General features: G+C 70.6%; 24 protein-coding genes and 2 tRNA genes. 11 read left to right on the top strand and 15 right to left on the bottom strand.

Features of this window, described 5'->3' with window-relative positions; all coding sequences use genetic code 11:
* Position 1 precedes the first annotated feature (1 nt).
* Entirely contained in the window at positions 2-934 is a 933-nt protein-coding gene (locus O1G22_RS26585) for an alpha/beta hydrolase (protein ID WP_270083609.1), read from the top strand.
* Positions 935-950: 16 nt separating this feature from the next.
* On the top strand, positions 951-1,667 hold the full coding sequence (locus O1G22_RS26580) for a helix-turn-helix transcriptional regulator (RefSeq protein ID WP_270083608.1): 717 nt from the start codon (positions 951-953) through the stop codon (positions 1,665-1,667).
* Between the two features lie 132 nt (positions 1,668-1,799).
* Here O1G22_RS26580 and O1G22_RS26575 read toward each other — a convergent pair whose 3' ends face one another.
* Positions 1,800-2,294: a DUF3830 family protein gene (locus O1G22_RS26575; RefSeq protein ID WP_270083607.1), complete on the bottom strand. Its 495-nt coding sequence runs from the start codon at positions 2,292-2,294 to the stop codon at positions 1,800-1,802.
* Positions 2,295-2,341: 47 nt separating this feature from the next.
* On the opposite strand from O1G22_RS26575, the gene ehuB reads away from it, so the two are divergent.
* The 6 genes from ehuB (at position 2,342) to O1G22_RS26545 (ending at position 6,467) form a co-directional block, all read left to right on the top strand.
* Positions 2,342-3,259, top strand: coding sequence for an ectoine/hydroxyectoine ABC transporter substrate-binding protein EhuB (gene ehuB / locus O1G22_RS26570; protein WP_270083606.1), 918 nt, complete (start codon positions 2,342-2,344; stop codon positions 3,257-3,259).
* Positions 3,256-3,975: an ectoine/hydroxyectoine ABC transporter permease subunit EhuC gene (gene ehuC / locus O1G22_RS26565; protein ID WP_270083605.1), complete on the top strand. Its 720-nt coding sequence runs from the start codon at positions 3,256-3,258 to the stop codon at positions 3,973-3,975. The genes ehuB and ehuC overlap by 4 nt, the downstream gene beginning before the upstream one ends.
* A complete protein-coding gene (gene ehuD / locus O1G22_RS26560; RefSeq protein ID WP_270083604.1) occupies positions 3,972-4,622 on the top strand; it encodes an ectoine/hydroxyectoine ABC transporter permease subunit EhuD in 651 nt (216 codons plus the stop codon). Before ehuC ends, ehuD begins: the two co-directional genes overlap by 4 nt.
* Complete coding sequence (ehuA, locus tag O1G22_RS26555) at positions 4,612-5,394, top strand: ectoine/hydroxyectoine ABC transporter ATP-binding protein EhuA (protein ID WP_270083603.1); 783 nt, start codon at positions 4,612-4,614, stop codon at positions 5,392-5,394. Before ehuD ends, ehuA begins: the two co-directional genes overlap by 11 nt.
* A gap of 153 nt (positions 5,395-5,547) precedes the next feature.
* Positions 5,548-6,306 (top strand): IclR family transcriptional regulator, encoded by a 759-nt coding sequence (locus O1G22_RS26550; RefSeq protein ID WP_225096296.1) that lies wholly within the window; start codon positions 5,548-5,550, stop codon positions 6,304-6,306.
* An 87-nt stretch (positions 6,307-6,393) separates the two neighbouring features.
* Positions 6,394-6,467, top strand: a tRNA-Lys gene (locus O1G22_RS26545).
* Between the two features lie 210 nt (positions 6,468-6,677).
* On the opposite strand, the gene O1G22_RS26540 is transcribed toward O1G22_RS26545, so the two are convergent.
* Positions 6,678-7,880 carry an SPFH domain-containing protein gene (locus tag O1G22_RS26540; RefSeq protein ID WP_270083602.1) on the bottom strand — a complete coding sequence of 401 codons (1,203 nt, stop codon included), beginning with the start codon at positions 7,878-7,880 and terminating at the stop codon, positions 6,678-6,680.
* A 47-nt stretch (positions 7,881-7,927) separates the two neighbouring features.
* Positions 7,928-8,707 (bottom strand): hypothetical protein, encoded by a 780-nt coding sequence (locus tag O1G22_RS26535; protein WP_333492360.1) that lies wholly within the window; start codon positions 8,705-8,707, stop codon positions 7,928-7,930.
* 185 nt (positions 8,708-8,892) lie between these two features.
* Here O1G22_RS26535 and O1G22_RS26530 point away from each other — a divergent pair.
* The 3 genes from O1G22_RS26530 (at position 8,893) to glxA (ending at position 13,231) form a co-directional block, all read left to right on the top strand.
* Positions 8,893-8,966: transfer RNA gene (locus O1G22_RS26530), tRNA-Lys, on the top strand.
* A 396-nt stretch (positions 8,967-9,362) separates the two neighbouring features.
* Complete coding sequence (locus O1G22_RS26525) at positions 9,363-11,300, top strand: glycosyltransferase family 2 protein (RefSeq protein ID WP_270083601.1); 1,938 nt, start codon at positions 9,363-9,365, stop codon at positions 11,298-11,300.
* A complete protein-coding gene (gene glxA, locus O1G22_RS26520; RefSeq protein ID WP_270083600.1) occupies positions 11,297-13,231 on the top strand; it encodes a radical copper oxidase GlxA in 1,935 nt (644 codons plus the stop codon). The genes O1G22_RS26525 and glxA overlap by 4 nt, the downstream gene beginning before the upstream one ends.
* Position 13,232: 1 nt before the next feature.
* On the opposite strand, the gene O1G22_RS26515 is transcribed toward glxA, so the two are convergent.
* The 12 genes from O1G22_RS26515 to O1G22_RS26460 all read right to left on the bottom strand — a co-directional run bounded on the left by O1G22_RS26515 (position 13,233) and on the right by O1G22_RS26460 (position 24,258).
* The gene (locus tag O1G22_RS26515; protein ID WP_270083599.1) at positions 13,233-14,273 is read right to left on the bottom strand and encodes a glycoside hydrolase family 6 protein; all 1,041 of its coding nucleotides are present in this window, start codon (positions 14,271-14,273) and stop codon (positions 13,233-13,235) included.
* A 146-nt stretch (positions 14,274-14,419) separates the two neighbouring features.
* Positions 14,420-15,094 carry a class F sortase gene (locus O1G22_RS26510; RefSeq protein WP_270083598.1) on the bottom strand — a complete coding sequence of 225 codons (675 nt, stop codon included), beginning with the start codon at positions 15,092-15,094 and terminating at the stop codon, positions 14,420-14,422.
* 8 nt (positions 15,095-15,102) lie between these two features.
* The gene (locus O1G22_RS44565; protein WP_333492359.1) at positions 15,103-15,894 is read right to left on the bottom strand and encodes a hypothetical protein; all 792 of its coding nucleotides are present in this window, start codon (positions 15,892-15,894) and stop codon (positions 15,103-15,105) included.
* 106 nt (positions 15,895-16,000) lie between these two features.
* Positions 16,001-16,780 (bottom strand): HAD-IIA family hydrolase, encoded by a 780-nt coding sequence (locus tag O1G22_RS26500; protein ID WP_225096290.1) that lies wholly within the window; start codon positions 16,778-16,780, stop codon positions 16,001-16,003.
* 145 nt (positions 16,781-16,925) lie between these two features.
* Positions 16,926-17,978 carry a 2-aminoethylphosphonate ABC transporter substrate-binding protein gene (locus O1G22_RS26495; RefSeq protein WP_270083597.1) on the bottom strand — a complete coding sequence of 351 codons (1,053 nt, stop codon included), beginning with the start codon at positions 17,976-17,978 and terminating at the stop codon, positions 16,926-16,928.
* A gap of 44 nt (positions 17,979-18,022) precedes the next feature.
* On the bottom strand, positions 18,023-18,820 hold the full coding sequence (locus O1G22_RS26490; RefSeq protein ID WP_270083596.1) for an ABC transporter permease: 798 nt from the start codon (positions 18,818-18,820) through the stop codon (positions 18,023-18,025).
* A complete protein-coding gene (locus tag O1G22_RS26485) occupies positions 18,807-19,589 on the bottom strand; it encodes a 2-aminoethylphosphonate ABC transporter permease subunit (protein ID WP_270083595.1) in 783 nt (260 codons plus the stop codon). Before O1G22_RS26485 ends, O1G22_RS26490 begins: the two co-directional genes overlap by 14 nt.
* Positions 19,582-20,655 (bottom strand): ABC transporter ATP-binding protein, encoded by a 1,074-nt coding sequence (locus O1G22_RS26480; RefSeq protein WP_270083594.1) that lies wholly within the window; start codon positions 20,653-20,655, stop codon positions 19,582-19,584. The genes O1G22_RS26485 and O1G22_RS26480 overlap by 8 nt, the downstream gene beginning before the upstream one ends.
* A gap of 1 nt (position 20,656) precedes the next feature.
* Positions 20,657-21,349, bottom strand: coding sequence for a phosphonatase-like hydrolase (locus O1G22_RS26475; RefSeq protein WP_270083593.1), 693 nt, complete (start codon positions 21,347-21,349; stop codon positions 20,657-20,659).
* Positions 21,350-21,357: 8 nt separating this feature from the next.
* Entirely contained in the window at positions 21,358-22,482 is a 1,125-nt protein-coding gene (locus O1G22_RS26470) for a TIGR03364 family FAD-dependent oxidoreductase (protein WP_270083592.1), read from the bottom strand.
* 132 nt (positions 22,483-22,614) lie between these two features.
* Positions 22,615-23,370, bottom strand: a complete 756-nt coding sequence (locus O1G22_RS26465) for a GntR family transcriptional regulator (protein WP_270083591.1) — start codon at positions 23,368-23,370, stop codon at positions 22,615-22,617.
* Positions 23,371-23,418: 48 nt separating this feature from the next.
* Positions 23,419-24,258: a hypothetical protein gene (locus O1G22_RS26460; protein WP_270083590.1), complete on the bottom strand. Its 840-nt coding sequence runs from the start codon at positions 24,256-24,258 to the stop codon at positions 23,419-23,421.
* Positions 24,259-24,379 lie beyond the last annotated feature (121 nt).

The following is a 24,379-nucleotide window of genomic DNA, read 5'->3' as shown; positions in this document are numbered from 1 at the left end:
CATGACGATCACAGATGAGGACTGCCTCGCCGAGACCCTGACATTCAACGCCCAGTTCGAGGCTGCTGCCGCGAGCCGTCCACCTCGTGGGCAAGCGCCGAATGCGGACGTGCTGGCGCTTCTGCGGCGCAACCGGCTCGGTGGCGACACGCCACCCGTGCGACTGCCGCAGGGCCAGGACCGCGTCGTCGCGGGCGGGGTGAAGGTCCGGGCGTTCGTGCCGGATCACGTCGACGGCGTGTACCTGCACATACACGGCGGCGGCTGGGCGTTCGGCTCTGCGGACGGACAGGACGAGAAGCTGTGGCGGCTTGCCGTGGAAGCCCGGCTGGCCGTGATGAGCGTGGACTACCGCCTGGCGCCGGAGCACCCGTTCCCCGCCGGACCCGACGACTGCGAAGCGGCTGCACGGTGGCTGGTGGACCACACAGAGGCCGAGTTCGGTACTGGGCGGCTGCTGATCGGTGGCGAGTCGGCCGGTGCCCACCTGAGCGTCCTGACCCTGCTGCGGCTTCGCGACCGGCACGGCATCACCGGCACGTTCCGCGCGGCCCACCTGGCCTTCGGCCCGTACGACCTGTCGATGACACCGAGCCAGCGGCTGTTCGGCTCTCGGCGGTTGCTGAGCAACTCCGACTCGCTGCAAGGAAGTTACGAGCTCTTCACGCCGGGAATGGGTCCGGAGGAGCGCCGCGACCCGGAGGTCTCGCCCCTGTACGCCGATCTGACCGGCCTGCCGTCCGCCCGGATCGTCGTCGGCACTCAAGATCCGCTGCTGGACGACTCGCTCTTCCTGGCCCAGCGATGGCAGGCGGCCGGGGCGCCCGTGCACCTTGGCGTCGTCGCAGGCGCGATGCACGGCTTCACCCTGTTCCCGTCGACCATCACCGCACGCGAACAGCAGCGGGAGCGGGACTTCCTGGCCGGCGCGTGACGGTAGCGTCGGCCCCATGAACCGCACTCCTCGGCTCTACGCACTGGTGGAAGAGTTGCGCGCGGTGGCGCCGCGATCGTTGACGGTCGCTGTGCTCGCCGCGCGGTTCGAGGTGAGCACGCGCACGGTGCAGCGCGATCTCCAGGCGCTGATGGAGGCGGGTGTCCCGGTGCGCACCACAACCGGGCGGGGCGGCTGGTCGATCGACCCTGCGATGACCCTCCCGCCGATCCGCTTCACCGCCGAAGAGGCCGCGGCGCTGGTCGCCGCGCTCGCCGTGGCCGACGCCTCCGCCCCCTACGCCGGCGCGGTCCGTACGGCGTCCCAGAAGATCGCGGCTTCGATGACCGGCCCCGCCTCGACGGCGGCCCAGCAACTCGCCGCCCGGATCGTCGCGCTGCCGACGCGGACCGTGGAATCGGTCCGGACCGCGGTGGAGCAGGCTCTCACGGACAGCACGGTGCTGCGGCTGTCCTACGTCGACGCGGCCGGGCAGGAGAGCGACCGCGCCGTTGAACCGGCTGGGCTGCTCACCGCCGGCGGCAAGTGGTACCTCATCGCCTGGTGCCGCACGCGGCAGGCCGGTCGAGGCTTCCGGCTGGACCGAATCACCGCGGCGGCTCCGACCGGTGAGCAGGCGCGACCTCATGACCTGGCCGACCTGCTGCTCGGCTCGGCCGCCGCCGGCGCGGTGCAGCCGATCGCGCTGGCTTCACTGATACCCCCGCCATGACCATCGGAACTACTCGTCCAGAGCGTCCAGAGGTGGAGGTGTCCGTCCGGGGCCGTGTGCCTGACGAGCTGCTCGGTGGGGGTGGCCTCGATGGTGAACCATGCGCGGCGGGGGCTGCGCAGGGTAAGACCCTCACCCCCGCCGAAACCCCAGCCTCTCCCCCTCCGCCCCCCTCCGCCACAGGTCGTTGCACGCCTCCGCCATCCCCTCCAGCCCCTCCACCACCTGGCCCCAGACGATGCCGGGCACCCACCCCACATCCCCGTTCAGCAGCAGGTTGTTGCGTTCGTAGAACAGGGCCAGGTCGACCACCGTCGTACCCGGGCGGACCTCGCGGTCGTAGCCGTAGGCCCTGGTGCCCAGTTCGGCGCCCGTGAAGGAGAAGTAACAGAGGTCGCCGGGAATCGGGGTGACCGTCGGGTTCTCCAGTGGGGGTTCCGTGGAGGCGAACGGCGGGAAGAGGGCGTAGATCTCGTTGCGGGCGTATTTGGCGTGGTAGACGTCGCCCGACAGCGGCAGGGCTTCCCATACCGCTTCGCAGGTCAGGGGCGCTCGGTCGGTCAGGAGGCGGGCTGTGCAGTGCACGTTCCGCTGGTCGAGTGAGACGGTGACGAAGCGATCGGCCATGCAATCCAGGGTGCATAGGCCGGGTGCGCTTGGGTAGCCGCGCCGCCATGGCTCCACCACTTGGGAACGACGTACACACAATCCGGTCGGGACACAGACGCAGCCGACGGTCCGTGCTCGGCGGTCTCGCGGCGCTCGGGGCGCTGGGGGCGGCCGGGTGCACGCGGGTGGCCGCCGCGTCCGGCACAAAGGGCGGTGACCTGCTCGAACGGCTCCGGGCGCAGGGGGTCGTACGGCTCGGGATAGCCGGGGAGATCCCCTTCGGGTACATCGACAAGGACGGGCATCTCACCGGGGAGGCGCCCGAGCTGGCGAAGGTCGTCTTCAAGCGGCTCGGCGTCGACAAAGTGCAACCTGTGCCTACCGAGTTCGGGTCGCTGATTCCTGGGCTGAACTCGCAGCAGTTCGATGTCGTGGCCGCCGGGATGTACGTCAATCCCGAGCGCTGCCAGCAGGTGATCTTCGCGGATCCGGACTACCAGATGCTCGATTCGTTCATCGTGCGCAAGGGCAATCCGCTCGGCCTGCACAGTTACAAGGACGTCGTCGCGAAGAAGGCCAAGTTCGCCACCGGCACCGGATACGCCGAGATCGAGTACGCCGTCGAGGCCGGGTACAAGCAGGGCGACATCCTCATCGTCCCGGACCAGGTGGCCGGGCTGAACGCCGTGGAGGCCGGGCGCGTCGACGTCTTCGCCGGTACGGCGCTCACCACCCGCGAGGTCGTGAAGAAGTCCGGCAAGGCGGAGGCCACGCCGGCGTTCGCGCCGCTGGTCAAGGGCAAGCCGCATGTCGACGGCGGGGCGTTCGCGTTCCGGCCGGCCGAGACCCGGCTGCGGGACGCGTTCAACGTCGAGCTGCACAAGCTGAAGAAGAGCGGGGAGCTGTTCCGGATCCTTCGGCCCTTCGGTTTCACCCAGGCCGAGATGACCGACCTCACCGCGAAGGAGCTGTGCGGCGGATGACCACGGGACTGTGGGAACTCGTACTGAAGGGTGTCTGGACCACCGTCCAGCTGCTCGTGTTCAGCGCACTGCTCGCGACGGCCGTCTCGTTCGTCGTCGGCATCGCTCGGACGCACCGGCTCTGGATCGTGCGTTTCGTGGCCGGTTTCTACACCGAGGTGTTCCGCGGCACCTCGGCGCTGGTGATGATCTTCTGGGTGTTCTTCGTGCTGCCGATCGCCTTCGGCTGGCAGCTGGTGCCGCTGTGGGCGGGCACGCTGGCGCTCGGGCTGACGTACGGCGCGTACGGCTCGGAGATCGTGCGCGGGGCCTTGCAGGCCGTCGACCCGGCGCAGAAGGAGGGCGGGATCGCGCTCAGTTTCACGCCGGCGCAGCGGCTCCGGCTGATCGTGCTGCCGCAGGCCGTGCCGGAGATGATCCCCTCCTTCTGCAATCTGCTGATCGAGCTGCTCAAGGGCACCGCGCTGGTGTCGGTCATGGGCATGGGCGATCTGACGTTCAGCGCCAATCTGGTGCGGCTCGCGTTGCAGCGGAGCGCCGAGATCTACACGTACGTGCTGCTGATCTACTTCGCGATCGCCTTCGTGCTCACCCGGCTGATGCGCGCCCTGGAGAAGCGGCTGAAGGCCGGGGTCGGCAAGGGCCCCGCCACCGAGTCGGCGGCGCGTGAGCTCAAGCGCGCGCAGACGACCGGAGTGGGGGGTGGTGTCGCGTGAAGTGGGACTGGAACGCCGTGAGCGACTTCATGCCGCAGTTCTGGCAGGGGTTGCTCGTCACCCTGGAGGCGGTGGCCCTGGGCTCGCTGCTCTCCTTCACCCTCGGTCTGGTCTGGACCCTGCTGATGCGGACGCCGAGCCGGTGGGTGCGCTGGCCGGTCGGGGTGGTCACGGAGTTCGTGCGCAACACCCCGCTGCTGGTCCAGCTGTTCTTCCTGTTCTACGTGCTGCCCGAGTGGGGGCTGACCTTCTCGGCCCTCGCCACCGGCGTCTTCGCGATCGGCCTGCACTACTCGACGTACACGATGCAGGTCTACCGCGCCGGCATCGAGGCGGTGCCCGTCGGTCAGTGGGAGGCGGCGACGGCGCTGAATCTGCCCCTGCGGCGGACCTGGACCGCGGTGATCCTGCCGCAGGCGATCCGCCGGGTGATTCCCGCGCTCGGCAACTACGTGATCTCCATGCTCAAGGACACCCCGATGCTGATGGTGATCACCGTGCTGGACATGCTCGGCCGCGCCCGGCTCTTCTCCCAGCAGCACTTCCAGTTCACCGAGCCCCTGACCGTGATCGGAGTGGCCTTCATCGTCATCTCCTACCTGGCCTCCCTTCTGCTGCGAGCCCTGGAGCGTCGCCTTGTCCGTTGAGCCCCGTACGAAGTCCCCCGCCACCGGCACCGCGCCGGGTGAGCTGATCCGCCTGGACCAGGTCACCAAGCGCTTCGGCGCGAACACCGTCCTGGACCACCTCGACTTCTCCGTCCAGTCCGGCAAGCACGTGACCCTGATCGGGCCCTCCGGCTCCGGCAAGACCACGATCCTCCGGCTGCTGATGACCCTCACCGAGCCGGACGAGGGCACGATCACCGTCGACGGGGAGCCGCTGTTCCCGGCGCCGGAGAAGCAGGTCCGGGAGGTCCGCAAGAAGATCGGGATGGTGTTCCAGCAGTTCAACCTGTTCCCGAACATGAGCGTGCTGCGCAACATCACCGAAGCGCCGGTGCAGGTCCTCGGCATGTCCAAGGACGAGGCCGAGGCGCGCGCCCGGGAGCTGCTGGAGCTGGTGGGGCTCACCGACAAGTGCGACGCGAAGCCGACCCGGCTGTCCGGCGGGCAGCAGCAGCGGGTCGCGATCGCCCGCGCGCTGGCGATGCGCCCGAAGGTGCTGCTGCTGGACGAGGTGACCTCCGCGCTCGACCCGGAGCTGGTCGCGGGCGTGCTCGATCTGCTCAGGGACATCGCCCGCAGCACCGACATCACGATGCTCTGTGTGACCCACGAGATGGGTTTCGCCCGGGACATCTCCGACCAGGTACTGATGTTCGACGGCGGCCGGATCATCGAGTCGGGCCCGCCGGAGCAGATCTTCGGCGACCCTGAGCAGGACCGCACCCGGGAATTCCTCGGCGCAGTCCTCTGATGGTGCCCCTGGCATATGCCAGGGGGTTAGCACCCAGTTGGGAGAGGGATACGCGGACCACAATCTTGCCAACACCCTCTCCCCAACGGCTCCCTGCTCGATATCGTGGTAGGGATTCCGCGGCCACCGACAGGCGAGCGCAGGGGGAACACCGTGGCGCTGATGCACGAGCCGACCGCCCCGTACCACTCCGCCCAGGACGCGTTGCGCGTGCTGGAGACCGTGGCCCGCCACTCCGCCGGTGTCACCGACACCGAGCTGGCCCGCCTCACCGGTCTCGGCACCGAGCGGCTGACGGCACTGCTGCGCATGCTGCGCCGCGAGGGCTACGTCGAGCAGATCACCGACGGGGCGTACGTCACCGGAGACACCCTGCGCCGGCTCACCTCGGCGCACGACCGCGAGCGGGCCCTGCGCGAAAAGCTCCAGCACACCCTGGACCGGCTGCGCGACTCGGTCGGCGCGGCGGTCTACATCAGCCGGTACGTCGACGGCGAGGTCAGGGTCACCCAGTACGCCGCCGGACCGGGCACCCCGGCGGTGAACGAGTGGGTGGACTTCCGCTACTCCGCGCACGCCACGGCCGTGGGCAAGAGTCTGCTGACCCAGCTCGACCACAACGCCCGCCGGGACCACCTCTCCCGGCACAAGATGGCCCGCCTCACCTCGCGCACCATCACCAGCGACAAGCTGCTGCTCTCCCGCCTGGAGTCCCAGCCGCCGACGGTGCCGGTGCTCGACCTCCAGGAGTACGCGATCGGCACGGTCTGCGCGGCCGTCCCGATCACCGCGGGCTCCTCGGTCGGCTGCCTGGCGCTGTCGCTCCCGGTGGAGCACGCGCACCGGCTGAAGCAGGCCGCGGACGCGCTCAACCGCAGCGCGGCACCCGTCCTTCTCTCACTCACCCTCTAGGTGGTCACGAGCACCCCTCAGGACCAGGTAGTATTTTCTTCGTCGCCAGCCGCGGGAAACAAAAAACCGGCGGAGGGCGAGAGTCATGCGCCGCTAGCTCAGTTGGTTAGAGCAGCTGACTCTTAATCAGCGGGTCCGGGGTTCGAGTCCCTGGCGGCGCACGATGACGATGGCGACTCATGACCGCAAAAGGCGCGGTCCTGAGTCGTCATCGTCGTTTTTGCGCGGCTTCGCCGCGCGTTGTGGGGGCTCCGCCACCCACACCCCCTCTGCGGCACCCGAGGTCAGTCTCCGGTAGCCGGACTCCCCCGACGGCCGCCACCACACCGGATCGGCGCACACGTACCGTTCCCAGAGGCTGAGCGGGAGCTCTACGACGGCTCCCCCCGCCCCGAGCAGAAGGCGACCGTCAGGTCCCGCACCAGCGCCTTCCGCTCGTGGTCGTCGAGTTCGACCAGGCCCCGCACGGTCAGCCGGGTCACCGTGTCCTCCACCGAGTCGACGACCGAGTTCAGCACGTCGGCCCGCTGCCGGGCCTCCAGCTGGGCGATGCGGCGCCGGTGCATCGTGGCGGCGACCTCGGGGGCGTACTCCACCTGGACCGGCCGCACCGAGAACACCTCCAGGCCGACCGGGGCGGTCTCCGCCGCCACCAGCCGGGTCAGCGCGTCCCCGTCCCGCGTCCCGCCCGCGGGGTCCACCGGCACCCGGGCCAGTGCAGCCTCCACGCACTCGCGCAGGTACGTCTCGTGGTCGTCGATGCCGAGCAGCGCCCGTGCGGTGTCCCGCACCCGCCACACCACCAGTACGACCACCCGGAGCCCCAGCCCTTCCGGATCCACCGCCGGCATCGCCTCGCTGCGCCAGTGGCGCAGCCGGACGTCCACCCGGCTGCGCGGCACCAGCGGGTTCACCCAGAGCAGCCCGGTGCGCCGGACGGTCCCCCGGTAGCGGCCGAACAGGCCGAGCACCCAGGCTCGCCCCGTGCGCCCCCGGGTCAGCCCGCCGAAGCCGAGCGCCCCGAGCGCCCCGGCGCCGCCGTACGCTGCCCACTGCGCCGGGCCGAGGCCCTCGCCGGCCGACGCGGGCAGCCGCAGCGCCGCCAGCGCGAGCGGGGGCAGCAGCCCCGCCCACCACGAGGTGGCCGCACACCCGGCGACCGCGCACATCCCGGCGAGCACCCCGGCCGCCCCCGGCAGCACCCGCGCCGGGCGCTCGGCCAGCTCCGGGTCGACCTCCGGCAGCACCCGGCCGCACACGGGCGCCGAGCGCCGGCCGCGCGACTGCTCGCCGAGGCCGCCCTTCCGGAGGCCCACCACGGCGGGCTTGATCGGCACCTTCAAGGGGCTCACCGGGCCCATCGGGTCAACCGGGCTCACCGGGCCCATCGGGTCGACCGGGCTCAGCGGGTTCACCTGGTTCGCCGGGTCCGGGTCGCTGCGGAACAGCAGGTGGACGGGGATCTCGGTGGTCACCTCGTTCTGGATCAGCCGGGCCGACGGGCCGGCCGCGTCCACGGCGCCCTCCGGGGGCTCCTGGGATTCCTGTGGTGTGTGTGACGTGGTCGTACTCATGTGTGCCTCCAGCCTCCGCGCCGGTTGCGTCGTGAACGTGGGGGGACCTACAAGCCGGGCACGCCGTAGGCGGCCTTGGTCTTGCCGCCGGCCGCCGTGGCCGGGGTGACGCCCTTGTAGCGATAGGGGACGTACTTGTCGGTGTGGCTCCAGTAGGGGTAGGGCGTGGCCTGGCGGCGGGTGTGCGGGGGTGTCTGCTCGTAGACCGTGTAGTACGTGCGCGTGTAGTCGGTCCAGCCTCCGAAGATCACCACGTGGGAGCCCCGCTCGGGGTCGTCGGGGTTGTGGTAGAGCAGGATGTCGCCGGGTTCCAGCTCCTTCTTGGTGATCTTCACGCCGAACTGGCCGAGGCTGCCGGTCCACTCGTTGGTCCCGAGACCCCAGGCCATGGAGACATAGCCGGAGCAGTCCTGCCGGTAACCGTCGCTCCAGTAGGCGCTCATGCTGTACGGCACCTGCGCGGCCGCCCAGACCTTGGCCCGCTTGATGATCGCGGTGCGGGTGGTGGCGGGGAGCCGGACCGGACCGGACCCGGTCGGCCTGCCGCCCGGACCGTGCAGCGGGGTCTTGGTGCCCTGGGGGGTCGCGGGCTCGCCGTCCCCGGGGACGTGGGGACGCTGGACGGCGGGCCGGCCGGTGGTGAGGGCGGCGGCCGGGGTGGCCGCGCCGAGGACCGCGGACGCGGCGGCGACGACCACGAGACCGCGGACGGCCGGGCGGCGGGACAGCGCGCGGGTGCCCGGCTCGCCCAGCCGGCGCGCCTGGACGCAGCCCGGGCAGTCGCAGTCGCCCGCGGGGTCGAATTCCTCGAACACCGGAGCCGTCATGCGATCTGCCTCACATTCGGGGGAGATTTGTCCGCGAGTGTGCACGTTGATCATTTTTCCAACTGTCCAGCGGACCGCCACTTTGACGGTCCGAATGATGTACGCGGCCCCGATCGACCCTCCCGGCCACCCGGGGGTGGTCGGAAGCACCCCTCCAGGTCAGGTAGAGTTCTCTCTGTCAGCAGGCGCCGCTAGCTCAGTTGGTTAGAGCAGCTGACTCTTAATCAGCGGGTCCGGGGTTCGAGTCCCTGGCGGCGCACGATGACGATGGCGAGCCACGTCCGCAAAAAGCGCGGACCTGGCTCGCCATCTCTGTTATTGCGCGGCTCCGCCGCGCCTTGTGGGGGCTCCGCTACCCACACCCCCTACCGAAAGGCCCCTCGCGAAAGCGGGGGGCCTTTCGCATGCCCCGAATGGCCGACGCCCGCCTCTCCACCACCGGCGCACCCCGGCTCCCCGAGAGCACCGGCGCACCCCATTCTCCCGAGCCCCACACGCGCCCCAATGAAGGGGTTTGACCGGTAAACACCAGGTTTCCATGCTTGCGATCATGCGGAGCGGCGTAGAACCCTGGATGTCCAAGCTGCCGCCGATTGGCGGCAGTTGGGGGGAATTAGACAGACACGCGAGGACTCGCGTGTGGGGGGAATGACTCATGACGTCGACGCCGACGGGCGCCGGGCACAGCCACGACCAGTCACCGTACGCACACGACCGATCACAGACGTTGCACCTGAGGGTGCTGGGGCATCGGACCGCCAGGAAGAACCTGCCCAGATACGACTACGAGCACTACAGCCGGCTCGCGGGCCCGCTCACCCAGCCCGATCCGACGAAGCCGTACCGGGTGCGGTACCGGTCGCTGCTGTCGCAGGAACCGCATCGCCTGCGCGCCGCGCTCATGCTGGGCGCGGCCCCGGTCCTCTCCCTCGTGCTGCTGTTCTGGCTGCTGCGTCCGGAGCACTGGACCGCACGCGACCATCCGGCCTACGCCTTCCTGCCGGCCCTCGACACGGTCATGCTCGTCTCGATCGGTCTGATCGAGTTCTTCCGCTGCATGAACGTGCTGTCCAACGCGCACGCCACCCTGGTCGCCCGCGACCCGGTCCCGGTGGTCCCGCAGACCGGTACCCGCGTCGCCTTCATCACCACCTTCGTGCCCGGCAAGGAGCCGCTGGAGATGGTGACGAAGACCCTTCAGGCGGCGGTGAAGCTGCGGCACCGGGGGCTGCTGCACGTGTGGCTGCTGGACGAGGGCGACGACCCGGCCGTCAGGGCGGTCTGCGCCCGGCTCGGGGTCCACCACTTCTCCCGCAAGGGCGTCGAGAGGTGGAACCGGCCCACGGGACCGCACCGCGCCAAAACCAAGCACGGCAACTACAACGCCTGGCTGGAGGCGCACGGCGACGGCTACGACTACTTCGCCTCCGTCGACACCGACCACGTCCCGCTGCCCAACTACCTGGAACGGATGCTCGGTTACTTCCGCGACCCGGACGTCGGCTTCGTCATCGGCCCGCAGGTCTACGGCAACTACGACACGTTCGTCACCAAGGCCGCCGAGTCCCAGCAGTTCCTCTTCCACGCCCTGATCCAGCGCGCCGGCAACCGCTACGGCGCCCCGATGTTCGTCGGCACCTCCAACGCCGTACGGATCAGCGCCATCAAGCAGATCGGCGGGCTCTACGACTCGATCACCGAGGACATGGCGACCGGGTTCGAGATGCACCGCGCCAGAAACCCCGCCACGGGCCGGAAGTGGAGGTCCGTCTACACCCCGGACGTGCTCGCCGTCGGCGAGGGCCCGGCTGCCTGGACGGACTTCTTCACCCAGCAGCTGCGCTGGTCCCGGGGCACGTACGAGACGATCCTCAAGCAGTACTGGAAGGGCCTGTTCACCCTGGGACCGGGCAAGCTCTTCAACTACACCATGATGATCATCTTCTACCCGATGTCCGCCCTCAACTGGATCCTCGCCGCGCTGAGCTGCGCGCTGTTCCTGGGCCTGGGCGCGTCGGGGGTGAACATCGACCCGACGGTGTGGCTGATGCTGTACGGCAACGCCTCCGCGCTCCAGATCGGGCTGTACATCTGGAACCGGCGGCACAATGTCTCCCCGCACGAGCCGGAGGGGTCGGGCGGTGTGGCGGGCATGGTGATGTCCGCGCTGTCCGCGCCGGTCTACGCCCGCTCGCTCATGGACGCCGTACTGCGCCGCAAGAGCAGGTTCGTGGTGACGCCGAAGGGTGAATCGGCCAGCCCCGACACGCTGTTCGGGACCTTCCGCATCCACTGGTTCTTCATCCTGGTCTTCGGCGGCTCGCTCGGCGCCGGCTTCGCGCTCGGGCACTCCCACCCCGCGATGATCGTCTGGGGGAGCCTCGCGCTGCTGATCACCGCCTCGCCGATCCTCGCCTGGCGGTACACGCTGCGGCAGGAGAAACGGAAGGCGAAGCCGGGGGCGGTCGCCGAACCGCGCGACGCCGTGCCCGTGCCCATGCCCGTGCCCCAGCAGCGGCCCGCCTGGGCGGCCGGGGACAGCGAGCAGACCATGCGGATCGCCCTCGGCGGACTGGGGGGACGTGAGGAATGAAGGACCAGTCCGGCCGCCGTCGCGCCCGCCGGTTCGCGATCGGTACGGCGGTGGTACTCGCGCTGGCCGGGATGAACGGGCCGTGGGTCTACCGCTTCGGGACCGCCCAGTACCACCAGTACAAGATCAACAGACCCGAGTACAAGGCCGAGAACGGCCACTGGGACATCATCGAGTTCCCCAAGGAGTTCCGGCAGGACACCATCCACGCGAGCCTGCTGCGCACCGGGAAGATCCTGATGATCGCCGGCTCGGGCAACAACCAGGACAACTTCGACGCCAAGAAGTTCGACACCCGGATCTGGGACCCGGTCAAGGGCACGATCAAGAAAGTGCCCACCCCGGCCGACCTGTTCTGCACCGGGCACACCCAGCTCGGCAACGGCGACATCCTGATCGCCGGCGGCACCAAGCGGTACGAGAAGCTCAAGGGTGACGTCAAGAAGGCCGGCGGCGTCATGATCCTCTACAACGAGAACCCGGACAAGCCGATGACCCTGCCGGCGGGCACCCGGTTCACCGGCAGGCAGAACGGCAGGACGTTCGTCTCCCAGGACCCGGTGCTGATCCCCCGCGCGACGAAGGTCTTCGACAAGACCGGCAAGTGGCTGCGGAACAACCCCGGTTACGGCCGGGTCTACGTCGAGGCGCCGCGCGAGGGCAGCCAGTACGAGACCGGCACCCAGGACAACTACCGGATCCAGGGCCTGACCGGCGCCGACGAGCGCAACACCTACGGCATCGCGCAGAAACTCGCCCTCGACAAGAAGGACTTCGAGGGGATCAAGGACGCCTACGAGTTCGATCCGGTCGCCGAGCGGTACATCAAGGTCGACCCGATGAACGAGGCCCGCTGGTACCCGACGCTCACCACGCTGTCGGACGGGAAGATCCTCAGCGTCTCCGGGCTGGACGACATCGGTCAGCTGGTGCCGGGCAAGAACGAGATCTTCGACCCGGCGACGAAGAAGTGGACGTACACGAAGACGGTCCGGCAGTTCCCGACGTACCCGGCGCTGTTCCTGATGCAGAACGGGAAGATCTTCTACTCGGGGTCCAACGCGGGGTACGGGCCGGACGACGTGGGCCGGGATCCCGGTGTGTGGGACGTCGACACCAATGCCTTTGTGAAGCTGCCCGGGCTCAGTGATCCGAACATGATGGAGACCTCCGGGACGGTGTTGCTGCCTCCGGCGCAGGACGAGAAGTTCCTGGTGATCGGGGGTGGGGGTGTCGGTGAGTCGAAACTGTCGAGCAAGAAGACCCGGCTCATCGATCTGAAGGCCAAGAGCCCCCGGTTCGTGGACGGGCCCGAGCTGGCGAAGGGGACCCGGTATCCGCAGTCCTCGATCCTGCCCGACGACACCGTGCTGGTCTCGGGCGGCTCGCAGGACTACCGGGGGCGCGGCGACTCCAACATCCTCCAGGCGCGGCTCTACCACCCTGACAGCAACAGCTTCACCCGGGTCGCCGATCCGCTGGTGGGACGGAACTACCACTCCGGGTCGATCCTGCTGCCGGACGGGCGGGTGATGTTCTTCGGGTCCGACTCGCTGTACGGCGACAAGGCGAACACCAAGCCGGGGAAGTTCGAGCAGCGGATCGAGATCTACACCCCGCCGTATCTGTACCGGGGCTCACGGCCGTCGCTCGGCGGCGGTCCGCAGACCATCGCCCGGGGCGCGTCGGGGACCTTCACGTCGGAGCAGGCGGCCGGTATCAGGAAGGCGCGGCTGATCCGGCCGAGCGCTTCGACGCATGTGACGGATGTGGATCAGCGGTCGGTCGCGCTGGACTTCAAGGTGACCGGGGACAAGGTCACGGTGACGGTGCCGGGGAACCGGAATCTGGTGCCGTCCGGGTGGTACATGCTGTTCGTGGACGACGACCAGGGGACGCCGTCCATCGCTCAGTGGGTCAAGGTGCCGTGATTCACTTGCTGTTCCGGGCCAGGGCGAGTGCGTAACTCGCCCACCACGCCCCCGCCTTCGGCCCTCCCTTGCACGTCCCGTCGGACTCCCCCGGGCGCTTGACCCACAGGTAGGCGTCCACCAGGGGGTCCGACGTCCGCGTCGTCGGGGTTTCGCCCAGGGCGCGGCCCGGGGGGTTGCACCAGCGCTGGGAGGGGTCGCCGGAGGTGTCGGGGCCGTTGCCGTTTCTGCTGGTGTCGATGACGAAGTGCTTGCCGCCGACCTTCGCCGAGAGCTGTTTGCCGTAGGCGAGGGAGTCCTGGGTGGAGTAGAAGTTGGAGACGTTGACGGCGAAGCCGTCGGCCCGGTCGATGCCGGCCTGCTGGAGGGACTGGTAGATCTGGTCCGGCCGGCCCCAGCCGGCGTTGCCCGCGTCCAGGTAGACCTTGGTGTTCTGCAGGGACTTGAGCGTGGTGATCGCGCCCTTGAGGAGGTCGTAGCGCTCCTCGTGGAACGGGGCGGGCGTGCAGCCGTCCACGAGGTGCAGTACGGCGTCCGGTTCGAGGATCACGACGGCGCGGCGGTCCTGGATGCCCCGGGCCACGCCGTCGATCCAGGCGCGGTAGGTGTCGCCGTCGGCCGCGCCGCCCTGGGAGTACTGGCCGCAGTCGCGGTGCGGGATGTCGTAGAGGACGAGCAGGGCCGTGCGGTCGGCGTGCTGGGCGGCCTCGGTGAAGCCGCGGGCCTCCTGCTCCGGGTTCTCCGGGCCGATCCACTCCCCCACCGGCTGCTCGGCGATCTTCCGGATCTGTTCCGCGTCGGATGTCTTTCCGGCCTTGGTGTAGGCGGCGAGCTGACGGGCGGCGGTGCCGTCCGGGTTCACCCAGAACGGGTCGGCGGACTTGGGCTGTTGGGTGATCGGCGCACCCGGGTCGGCGTTCTTGCCGCCGCCCCCGCCCCCGCCGCCGCCTGCCGAGGAGCAGCCGGCGAGCAGCAGTGCCGCCCCCAGCACCGCCGCCGCGGACGCCCGCGCGGTCGGCCGGGCCCCCCTGTTGTCGTACATGCGATTCCCCCCTGGTCCCCCATGGGCGCACTGGTCATGGGCGCACTGGCCCGAATGCCGTCCCATGCTGGCATATCGGGACGGTTCGCCACGAGGTCGCGTGACGGGGCGCGCGGGGTCAGTACGCAGTGCGTGGTGCTCGTGGCTCAGGGCGTGGTTCGTGTGAGGTAGGCGGAGACGACCACGTTGGCGGTGTAGCTGTTGGTGGCGCGGTCGAAGCTGCCGCCGCAGGTGATCAGGCGGAGTTCGGCGCGGCCGGCCCGGTGGGGGCCGTAGGCCTGGCGGGCGTCGAAGTCGGTGCGGGGCAGCACGCGGACGTCGTCGACGGTGAACTCGGCGACCGTGCCGTCCGAGCGGACCACCCGGACCGTGGCGCCCGGGGTGAGCGTGCTGAGCTTGTAGAAGACGGCGGGCCGGGTCTCGGTGTCGACGTGCCCGACGAGGAGGGCGGCGCCCTGGGCGCCGGGTTTGGGGCCGGCGCCGTACCAGCCGACCACGCCCGGCTGGTCGAAGGGCGGCGGGTCGACGGCGCCCTGGGCGTCCAGGCCGCGGGTGACCACGGGTGCCTGGACGCCCAGCCGGGGGATGTCGAGGCGCTGGGGCACAGCGTCGGCGAGCGGCGCGGCCGGGCGGGGCAGCGGGGTGGGAGCGGTGCCGACGGCGAACACGTCACCGGTGCCCGGGCCGCCCGTGCGGTCCGGCAGGCCGGTGATCTCCCGCCCCCACAGCCACAGCCCGAACAGCAGCACCGCCCAGGCCAGGACGGTGAGCAGGCGCCCTGTGCCGGTGGTGGTGTGCGGGTGCTCGCGGTCGCCGGTCATACGGCCGGTCAGCGGGGGGTGCCGCTGTCGCGGCCGTTACGGCTCCGGTGGGCGCGGAGTCCGACGGCGAGCGCGGCGATCCCGGCCAGTCCGAGGCCGGTGAGCGTCTGGGCGGTGCCGGGTCCGGACTCGCTGGTGGCCACGGTGGCGAAATGCGTGGCCGTGCCACCGCCGCCCGCGTGGACGGGGGCAAAGGGCGAGGCCGCCGCGTCGGGCCGCGGGTCGGGCTGGTCCGCCGGACCGGTCCGCTGGTCCGTTCCCCGACCGCTTGCCGGGTCCGTGCCGTGGTCCGCGCCCCGGCCGGCTCCCTGGTCCGTTCCCCGACCGCTCGTCGAGTCCATCCCCCGGCCGGCTCCCTGGTCCGATCCGCGGCCGGTTGCCTGGTCCGTGCCCCGGCCACTCGCCGGGTCCATGCCGTGGTCCGCGCCCCGGCCGACTCCCTGGTCCATGCCCCGGCCGGCCCCGATGCCTCGGTCGGGGATCGTGAGCCTGCTGTTGAAGACGAAGTCGGCGCACGTGACCCGCACGTCGTAGGTGCCGGGTGCGAGGGAGGAGCGGACGCGGGTCTCGCCGGACAGGGTGCCCTGTCGGCCGGTGAGCCGGGCGTCGGCGACGAACGCGGTCGAGACGGCCGTGCCCTCGGGCCCGGAGCAGCCGTGGACCCGCAGGGACACATCGGTGCCGGGCGCCGGGGAGCCGGGGGTCACGTCGACCGAGCCGCCCTCGACGGCGTGGGCCGACGGTGTGAGCGCGGCGGCGGCCAGGATTCCGGTACAGAGAGTGAGGCGTAGTGAGCCCATCGTGAACCTCCAGTTATCTGGAGGCTCCCCCGCACCAGGCGCCCCCGCATCCTCGGAGGGCGCCCGATTGCTCCATTCGGGTGGGGAAAGGTTTGAAATTGCCTGGTCAGACGAGGTCGACCAGGTCCGCGATGGAGTCGACGACCTTCGACGGCCGGAAGGGGTGCTGGTCGACCTCGTCGGGCTGGGTGACCCCGCTGAGCACCAGGAACGTCCGCATGCCGGCCTCCAGGCCCGCGAGGACGTCGGTGTCCATGCGGTCGCCGATCATCGCGGAGGTCTCGGAGTGGGCGCCGATGGCGTTCAGGCCCGCCCGCATCATCAGCGGGTTGGGCTTGCCGACGAAGTACGGCTTCTTGCCGGTCGCGGCGGTGATCAGGGCGGCGACCGAGCCGGTGGCGGGCAGGTCGCCCTCGGTGGAGGGGCCGACGTTGTCCGGGTTGGTGGCGATGAACCGGGCGCCGTTGTTGATCAGCCGGACGGCCTTGGTCAGGGCCTCGAAGGAGTAGGTGCGGGTCTCGCCGAGGATCACGAAGTCGGGCTCGTGGTCGGTGAGGATGTAGCCGATGTCGTGCAGCGCGGTGGTCAGACCGGCCTCTCCGATGACGTAGGCGCTGCCGCCGGGCCGCTGGTCGTTCAGGAACTGGGCGGTGGCGAGAGCCGAGGTCCAGATGTTGTCCACCGGCACGTCCAGGCCCATCCGCCGCAGCCGGGCGTGCAGGTCGCGGGCGGTGTAGATGGAGTTGTTGGTGAGCACCAGGAAGGGCCGCCCGGACTCGCGCAGCTTCTTCAGAAAGGCGTCGGCGCCGGGGATCGGAACGCCCTCGTGGATCAGTACACCGTCCATGTCGGTGAGCCACGACTCGATCGGCTTGCGGTCTGCCATGTTGTGCGTCTCCTGGCGTACGTACGGTCACGGAAGCAGGGCGAGAAAGCTGGGGGGCGCCGGAACCACGGCGTACCGACGCCCCCAGCCTAATGTTCGATGGCCTGATCCTGACCCCGGTCTGCTCCAGGATTGTCCAGGTCAGTCAGCTGCCGGTGGCCGACTTCCAGTCCTCGACGTACGACGTCAGGTTCTTGTCGATGTCCGTCCAGTCGGGCTCGAAGAAGTCCACGCCGTCCATGAGCTTGGTGAGCGCGACGGCGTTGGCGTCGGTGGGCTTGACGTCCTGACGGGCGCTGAAGCCACCGCCGATCGCGCTGACCTCCTGCTGCTGCGTGCGCGCGAGCATGAAGTCGAGGAGTTTCCTGCCGTTCGCGCTGTGCGGGGCCTTGGTGACCAGGCCGGCCGCATAGGGCAGGGCGAAGGTGCTGGGCTTGCCGTCCTGGCCGGCCGGGAACCAGATGCCGAGGTCGGGCATTGTCTTGGACTGGGCGTAGTTCATCTGCACATCGCCGTTGGCGACGAGCAGCTCACCCTTGTCGACCTTGGGCGCGAGTTTGCCGGTGGAGGCGGACGGGCCGACGTTGTTGGCCTGGAGCTTCTTCAGATAGGCGAGGGCCTGCTCCTTGCCGCCGAAGTCGTGGACGGCCTTGATCAGTACGGCGGTGCCGTCGCCGGCGACGCCCGGTGTGGAGTACTGCAGCTTGTTCTTGTACGCCGGGTCGAGCAGCTCGGCCCAGGTCTTCGGGGCCTGCTTCAGCTTCTTCTTGTCGTAGACGAAGCAGAAGTAGTTGTCGACGACCGAGATCCAGGTGCCGTCAGCGGCCTTGTCGGCGCCGCTGACCTGGCCTGCGTCCTTCACCTCGTACTTCTGGAGCAGGCCTTTGGCGTCGGCCTGCTGGATGAACGGCGGCAGGGTGACCAGCACGTCGGCCTGCGGGTTGCTCTTCTCGCGGACGGCGCGCTGGACCATCTCGCCGGAGCCGCCCTCGACGTACTTGACCTTGATGCCGGTCTGCCGGGTGAAGTCGGCGAAGACCTTGTCGTACCAGCCGTCGCCGTTCTCCCCCTTCAGGCCGTCGGCGCTGTAGACGGTGACCTCCTTGGCGTCGGAGGCCGCGGAGGAGCCGCAGGCGGAGAGCGCGGGGGCGGCGAGCAGAGCGAGGGCTGTGGCGAGCGCGAGGCGGTTTCTGGGCATGGCGAGGCCAACTCCTGGCGTGATAAGGGGTGTTGGAGGAGGTGTCAGCGGTACGACGCCCGGGTGCGGACCCGGGAGACGGCGAACAGGACGAGCAGGGTCGCGGCCATCAGCACCACGGCCACGGCCGAGCCGGTGAACAGGGCGCCGCGGTCGGTGGCCGCGTAGATGAGGACGGGCAGCGGGGTCCAGTCGGGCGGGTACAGCATCATCGTGGCGCTCAGCTCGCCCATGGACAGGGCGAAGCAGAGGCCGGCGGCGGCGGTGAGGGAGGGCAGGAGCAGGGGGAGGCGCACCCGCCACAGGGCGTAGGCGGGGCGGGCGCCGAGGGAGGCGGCGGCCTGTTCGTAGGCCGGGTCGAGGCGGGTGATCGCGGCCGACACGGACTGATGGGCGAAGGCGGTGACCAGCACGGTGTGGGCGAGGATCACGATCCACCGGGTGCCGTTGAGCAGCATGGGCGGCTGGGAGAACGCCACCAGGACCGACAGGCCCACGACGACGGAGGGCACGGCGAGCGGCAGCACGAACAGGGCGTCCATGAGCCTGCGGTACCGCTTCGTCAGGGCCGCCCCGGCCAGCGCGGCCCAGGTGCCGAGGGTGAGAGCGAGCAGGCTGGCGGCGGTGGCGGTGAGCAGGCTGGTGGTGAGCGCCTGGAGGGCCTCGCCCCGGGTCGCCGCGCGGTAGTTGGCGGTGGTCAGCCCCGAGGGCAGGACGCCGGACCAGTGGGTGGCGAGGGAGGCGCCGAGGACGACGAGCAGGGGCAGGGCGAACAGCGGCAGGAAGAGGACGAGGAACACCGCCCATACGGCCCACCTGGCCCCGCGGCTATGCACCAGCACGACGGCTCACCACCCGGTAGAGGCCGTACAGGCCCACGGAGATCAGGACGTTGACGACGGCGACCACACACGCGCCCGGATAGTCGGACTCCAGGATCGCCTTGCTGTAGACGAGCATCGGCAGGGTGGTGACCCCCTTCGCGCCGGTGAACAGCACGATCCCGAACTCGTTGAGACAGAGCACCAGCACGAGGCTTCCGCCGGCCGCGAGCGCGGGCAGCGCCTCCGGCAGGATGATCCGGCGCACGATCCGGGGTGCCCGCGCGCCCAGCGAACTCGCCGCCTCCAGCTGGGCGGTGTCCAGCTGCGAGAACGCGGCGAGCAGGGGCCGCATCACGAACGGCGTGAAGTAGGTGACCTCCGCCAGCAGCACACCCCAGGAGGTGGTCAGGAACGGGAAGGAACCGATGATCCCCGTCGTGCCGTAGATGAACAGCAGCGCCAGCGTGATGAGGAAGGACGGGAAGGACAGGTACACGTCGATGAACCGCGCCACCGTCTTCGCGCCCGGGAACGGTACGAACGCGATGACCAGCGCCAGCAGAAAGCCGAGCACCAGACAGCCGGCGGTGGCGGCGAGGGCCAGCCATACGGTGGTCCACAGCGCGTTCCGGAACGCCTCGGAGGCGAAGACGTCGGCGTACGGCTGGAGCGAGGTGCCGCCTCTGTCGGGCCGGACGGACTGCTGGACGACGAGGGCGAGGGGATAGAGGAAGAAGAGGGCGAGGAGGGCCACCGGGGGCAGGGCCCACAGCAGACGCCTACGCATGGGTGACCCCGGCCGGCAGCAGCACCGCGTCGTCAGGGGCGAAGTACAGGCTCACGGACTCCCCGTGCGCGGGCGGGTCCTTCAGCTCGCGCACGTCCGCCATGACCGTGTGCCCGCCGACCTCGACGTACAGCCGGTGCGTGGCCCCGCGCCACTGGATCTCCCGTACGACACCGGTGAGCTGATTGGACCCGGGCCCCGGCCCCGGTCCCTGCCCGAGCCCGACGACATGCGGCCGTACGCACAGCGTGGCCCGCGCCCCCGCGACCGCGTGTGCCGTGTCGGTCGTCAGCTCGGTGCCCGCGAAGACGACTCCCCCGGACGCCACGGTCACCGGCAGCAGATTCGCACCGCCCACGAAAGACGCCGTGAACTCATCGGTGGGCGCCCGGTACAGCTCCCTCGGTGTGCCGCACGCGCGCAACCGCGCCTTGTCCATGACGGCGATCCGGTCGGCCAGGGTCAGCGCCTCGACCTGGTCGTGGGTGACGTACAGCATCGAGACGTCGGGCAACTCCCGGTGGATCCGGGTGAGTTCGGCCAGCATGTCCGACCGCAGCCGGGCGTCCAGTGCGGACAGGGGCTCGTCCAGGAGCAGGACGTCCGGCCGGATGGCGAGGGCGCGGGCGATGGCGACCCGCTGCTGCTGTCCGCCGGACAGCTCGCGCGGGTGGCGGCGGGCGTAGGCGGCCATGCCGGTCATCTCCAGCGCCTCGGCGACCCGTTGCCGTATCTCGCCCTTGGGCGTCTTGCGGGCCCGGAGCCCGAAGGCCACGTTCTCGTCCACCCGCATGTGCGGGAACAGCGCGTAGCTCTGCACCACCATGCCGATGCCGCGCCGGTACGGCGGCAGGTCCGTCACGTCCCGGCCGCCGAGGAGCACCCGCCCGGACACGGGCCGTACGAACCCGGCGACCGCCCGCAGCGCGGTGGTCTTGCCGGAGCCGGACGGCCCGAGCAGCGCCATGACCTCACCCGGCTCGACGGTCAGGTCGAGCGATTCGAGAGCGAGGGTGCCGGCGTTTCCGCCGTAGGCGACGGTGACGGAGTCGAAGCGGATGCCCATCTCACCGGTCTCCCGCCAGCAGTGCGGGCAGGTCGGCAACGGAGTCGAGGACGTGGGTGGCGCCGGCGGCGCGGAACTCCGTGTCCCCGTGCGCCCCGGTGCGTACGCCGGCGATCAGCCCGGCTCCGGCGCGCACCCCGCTGAGCACGTCGTACGAGGTGTCCCCGGCGACGGCGATCTGCCGGACGTCCTCGGCCGCCTTGGTGCGGACGAAAGCCTCCAGGACCATGTCGGGGTACGGCCGCCCGCGCCCGCCGGCGTCGGCCGGGCACAGGGTGAGCGGGACGAGGTCGCGCCAGCCGAGGGCGTCGAGGATCGCGTCCTGGGTGACGCGGGCGAAGCCGGTGGTCAGGACGACGGTACGGCCGCTGCCGGCGAGTTCCTCGATGGCCTCGCGGGCGCCGGGGACGGGGGCGATGAGGCCCGCGTCAACGAGGTCGCCGTACGCCTTCTCGAAGGCGGTGTTGGCCCGCTGGGCGCGTTCCTCGGTGCCGAACAGGTGCCGGAAGACGGAGATCTTGGACTCGCCCATGGTGGCCCGGACGTACGCGAGGTGCTCGGCGTGCTCGGCCGAGCCGGGCTCGACGCCGAGTTCGGCAGCGGCGGCGGCGAAGGCACGCTCGACGAGGCCGCCGTCGGCGACGGTCGTACCGGCCATGTCGAGCACGACGAGACGGATGTCCGCAGTGTTCATCGGGGTTCTCACCAGCCCAGTTCGTTCGCGGTCGTTTCGGCTATCGCGGGGGCGCAGGTCATGCCGCGCCCACCGGGCCCGGTGACCAACCACACCCCGTCGCCCACCCGCTGCCGGTGCACGACCCGGCCCGGGTCGGTGCACTGCGCGTACACACCGGCCCAGCGGCGGCGGATGCGCGGCAGCTGCCGGCCGAGCAGGGACTCCACGACTGCGACGAGGTGCTCGTAGGGCTCCTCGACGGTGTCGAAAGCGAAGGGGTGCTCGTACTCGTGGGTGTCGCCGATGGTCAGTCCGCCGTCGGCGCGCTGCACCATGAGCAGCTGCATCCGGTGTGCGGCGGCGGTCTCCGGCTGCGGCTGCTCGGCGTTGAGCGCATCCAGTGCCGGGGAGGCGTAGGCCGGGTAGTAGCGGAAGCTGTCGGCGTCGGCGACCGAGGTGGTGAGCGGCTCGCCCAGCGGGTCGGTCTGCATCATCTGCAGGCGGACCCGGCGCACGGGCAGCTCGGGCCCGGCCAGCTCGCGGACGAGTCCGCCGAGCCAGGCGCCGGTGCACAGGACGACGGCGTCGGCGTGGTGGACGTCGCCGTGGTCGTCCCGTACGGCTCCGGCGCCGACCACGTCACGTACCTCCCGCCCCGGCAGGAAGGTGTAGTTGGGGGACTTCAACAGCTCCTCGCGCAGGGCGAGTTGGGCGATGCGCGGCTCGACGGCCGCGTCCCGCTCGCAGTACAGGGCGGCGGTGAAGTCGCCGCGCAGGGCGGGGTTGAGGGCCCGCGCCTCGCCAGGCAGCAGCAGCTTGTAGCCGCGGGCGGCGGCGTCCGGGCGGGCGAGGGCGGCCTCGGCGACGGCGAGTTCGAGGGCGCCGCGCACCGGGGTCAGCGACCCGTTGGCCCGGAAGCCGAGCTTGGGCACGCGGGCGCCGATGCCCTCCCACAGCTCCCGCGCCCGCAGCGCGGCTTCCAGCTCTTCTCCGCCGGCGCGGCCACTGACCCAGATCTGCCCGAAGTTGCGCAGCGAGGCGCCGCGCGCCTCCGCCTCACGCTCGATCTGGACGACCTGGTGGCCGCGCTCCACTGCCTGCCAGGCGTGCATGGTGCCCACCACGCCTGCTCCGACGACTGTCACTCTCACGGCGGCAACGCTCCTCGGGATCGGGTAACCGGAGACATCCGGCTGACAACGAGAGCGTGAACGACCCATCACGTTTGGGCTAGACCCGTTATCTTTTCGTGATATTGGAGGAGGGGTCGATATCGGCGTTTTTCAGCCCTTGAGGTGGGCGGTGAAGGAGAACCGGTCTCCCCGGTACAGCGAGCGCACGCGCTCCAGGGGCCGGCCCTCCGTGTCCCGGGAGACGCGGTGGATCAGCAGCATGGGCAGGGCGGGCGGGGTGCCGATGAGCAGGGCCTCGCGGGGGGTGGCGAGCACGGTCTCGATGCGCTCGTCGGCGTCACCGAAGGCGATGCCCTGGGCGGTGAGGTAGCCGTAGAAGGAGGAGTCGGGGTCGAAGTCGTCGGCCAGCCGTGGCACCCGGGCGACGGCGACGTACGTGCTCTCCAGCCCGACCCGCTCCTCGTCGGCGAGCAGCACCCGCTCCAGGTGCCACACCGGCTCGCCCCGGGTGAGCCCGGTCTCGGCGGCGAGGGCGTCCGGGCACGGGAACCGGTCGAGGGTGACGAGGGTACGGCCGGGGGTACGGCCCTGGCGGCGCACGCCCTCGGTGTAGCTGGCGAGGGACAGCGGCTGTTCGAGCTTGGGCCCGGCGACGACGGTCCCGCGGCCCTGGCGCCGCAGCCGCCCCTCCAGCACCAGTTCCCGTACCGCCTGCCGCACGGTCTCGCGCGCGACGTCGTACCGCTCGGCCAGATCCCGCTCGGTGGGGATGGACCTGCCCTCCCCCAGCTCGTCGAGGAGCGCGGCGATCCGCGCCTTCACCGCGTAGTACTTGGGGATGCGCCCGTGCTCGGGGATGCCGGAGCGGACGGGGGCGCCGGGGGCCTGGTCGTTCGGGTAGTCCACGCAGGGATCGTCGCAGACAGGGTGGGATGGCCGGCACGGGACCCGACGTCAGCGCCGGCGGCGGACGAGGAGGTACGCGCTGCCGCCGACGGCCAGCAGGGCGAGGACGGCCGCGAACAGCCCGTGGGCGAGGCCGAGCCCGGTACGCGCCAGCTCGCGAGCCCGCTCACCAGCTTCCGCCGCCGCTTCGGCGAAGGGGAGGCTGGGGGCGGTGGTGTGGGGGGAAGCGGTGGAGGCGGCAGAGGCGGGGCGGGGCGGAAGACCTCCGCCGTCCTGGGCACGGCCGGGGTCGGACGTCGTGCGTTCCCCGCGCTTCTCCCCGTCCTGCGCGATGGCGAACCGGTACGCGTTGGACTGCCCGACCCAGTCCCCGTCCTCGCCCCGGCGCTGGACGACGGCGGCGCTGGCGGTGACCTGGTCGGCCGGGGCGTCGGAGGTGAGGGCGAGCCTGACCTTGACACTCACGGTCCCGCCGGCCGGCACGGCGAACCCGCCGAACCCCTGGCCGTCCAGCACCCCGACCAGCTCCTGCTCATCGGTGGTCTCGAACGACACCGGACGGGCCTTGGCGCCGTCGTAGAAGTCCAGCTGCGGCTGGCCCGGCTTCAGCGTGCGTTTGCTGTCGACGAGGACGACGACCGGATGGATGCCGGTGCAGGTGTGGCGGGTGGTGTTGCTGAGGTCGATGTACCAGGTGCCGTAACCACCGCCCGGTTCGTACGAGCCCGGTCCACCGCGGATCCGGGCGGTGAGCGGGAAGGCGTGCGCGTTCGCGCCGACGCAGGCGGGGGGTGGGGCGGCCGCGGCCGCCCGGGCGGTTTGCGGCGACACGAGAACGAGGGCGGTGGCGGCAACGGCGGCCACGGTGAGGCGTCGGGACAGGGACACGGACGGAGAGGCGAACCATCGCATGAACACATAACCATGCCGGTGTGGCGGCTGAGGCGGGGTGCCACTCCGGTACGGGCCGCCAAGTCCCCTCGATCAGCGCACGGCGCGCGTCGATCAG

The sequence above is a fragment of the Streptomyces camelliae genome, from assembly GCF_027625935.1.
Lineage (GTDB): Bacteria > Actinomycetota > Actinomycetes > Streptomycetales > Streptomycetaceae > Streptomyces > Streptomyces camelliae.
The sequence above is the reverse complement of the archived record's forward strand: the minus strand, read 5'-3'. Positions and strand labels throughout refer to the sequence as shown.

Excerpts from the sequence above, each read along its gene's own strand:
- O1G22_RS26485 (WP_270083595.1), bottom strand. The coding sequence starts at position 19,589 with ATGCGTAGGCGTCTGCTGTGGGCCCTGCCCCCGGTGGCCCTCCTCGCC.
- O1G22_RS26475 (WP_270083593.1), bottom strand. The coding sequence starts at position 21,349 with ATGAACACTGCGGACATCCGTCTCGTCGTGCTCGACATGGCCGGTACG.
- ehuC (WP_270083605.1), top strand. The coding sequence starts at position 3,256 with ATGACCACGGGACTGTGGGAACTCGTACTGAAGGGTGTCTGGACCACC.
- O1G22_RS26575 (WP_270083607.1), bottom strand. The coding sequence starts at position 2,294 with ATGGCCGATCGCTTCGTCACCGTCTCACTCGACCAGCGGAACGTGCAC.
- O1G22_RS26515 (WP_270083599.1), bottom strand. The coding sequence starts at position 14,273 with ATGTACGACAACAGGGGGGCCCGGCCGACCGCGCGGGCGTCCGCGGCG.
- O1G22_RS26480 (WP_270083594.1), bottom strand. The coding sequence starts at position 20,655 with ATGGGCATCCGCTTCGACTCCGTCACCGTCGCCTACGGCGGAAACGCC.
- O1G22_RS26525 (WP_270083601.1), top strand. The coding sequence starts at position 9,363 with ATGACGTCGACGCCGACGGGCGCCGGGCACAGCCACGACCAGTCACCG.
- O1G22_RS26580 (WP_270083608.1), top strand. The coding sequence starts at position 951 with ATGAACCGCACTCCTCGGCTCTACGCACTGGTGGAAGAGTTGCGCGCG.
- O1G22_RS26495 (WP_270083597.1), bottom strand. The coding sequence starts at position 17,978 with ATGCCCAGAAACCGCCTCGCGCTCGCCACAGCCCTCGCTCTGCTCGCC.
- O1G22_RS26585 (WP_270083609.1), top strand. The coding sequence starts at position 2 with ATGACGATCACAGATGAGGACTGCCTCGCCGAGACCCTGACATTCAAC.
- O1G22_RS26510 (WP_270083598.1), bottom strand. The coding sequence starts at position 15,094 with ATGACCGGCGACCGCGAGCACCCGCACACCACCACCGGCACAGGGCGC.
- O1G22_RS26535 (WP_333492360.1), bottom strand. The coding sequence starts at position 8,707 with ATGACGGCTCCGGTGTTCGAGGAATTCGACCCCGCGGGCGACTGCGAC.
- O1G22_RS26540 (WP_270083602.1), bottom strand. The coding sequence starts at position 7,880 with ATGAGTACGACCACGTCACACACACCACAGGAATCCCAGGAGCCCCCG.
- O1G22_RS26500 (WP_225096290.1), bottom strand. The coding sequence starts at position 16,780 with ATGGCAGACCGCAAGCCGATCGAGTCGTGGCTCACCGACATGGACGGT.
- O1G22_RS44565 (WP_333492359.1), bottom strand. The coding sequence starts at position 15,894 with ATGGGCTCACTACGCCTCACTCTCTGTACCGGAATCCTGGCCGCCGCC.
- glxA (WP_270083600.1), top strand. The coding sequence starts at position 11,297 with ATGAAGGACCAGTCCGGCCGCCGTCGCGCCCGCCGGTTCGCGATCGGT.
- ehuB (WP_270083606.1), top strand. The coding sequence starts at position 2,342 with ATGGCTCCACCACTTGGGAACGACGTACACACAATCCGGTCGGGACAC.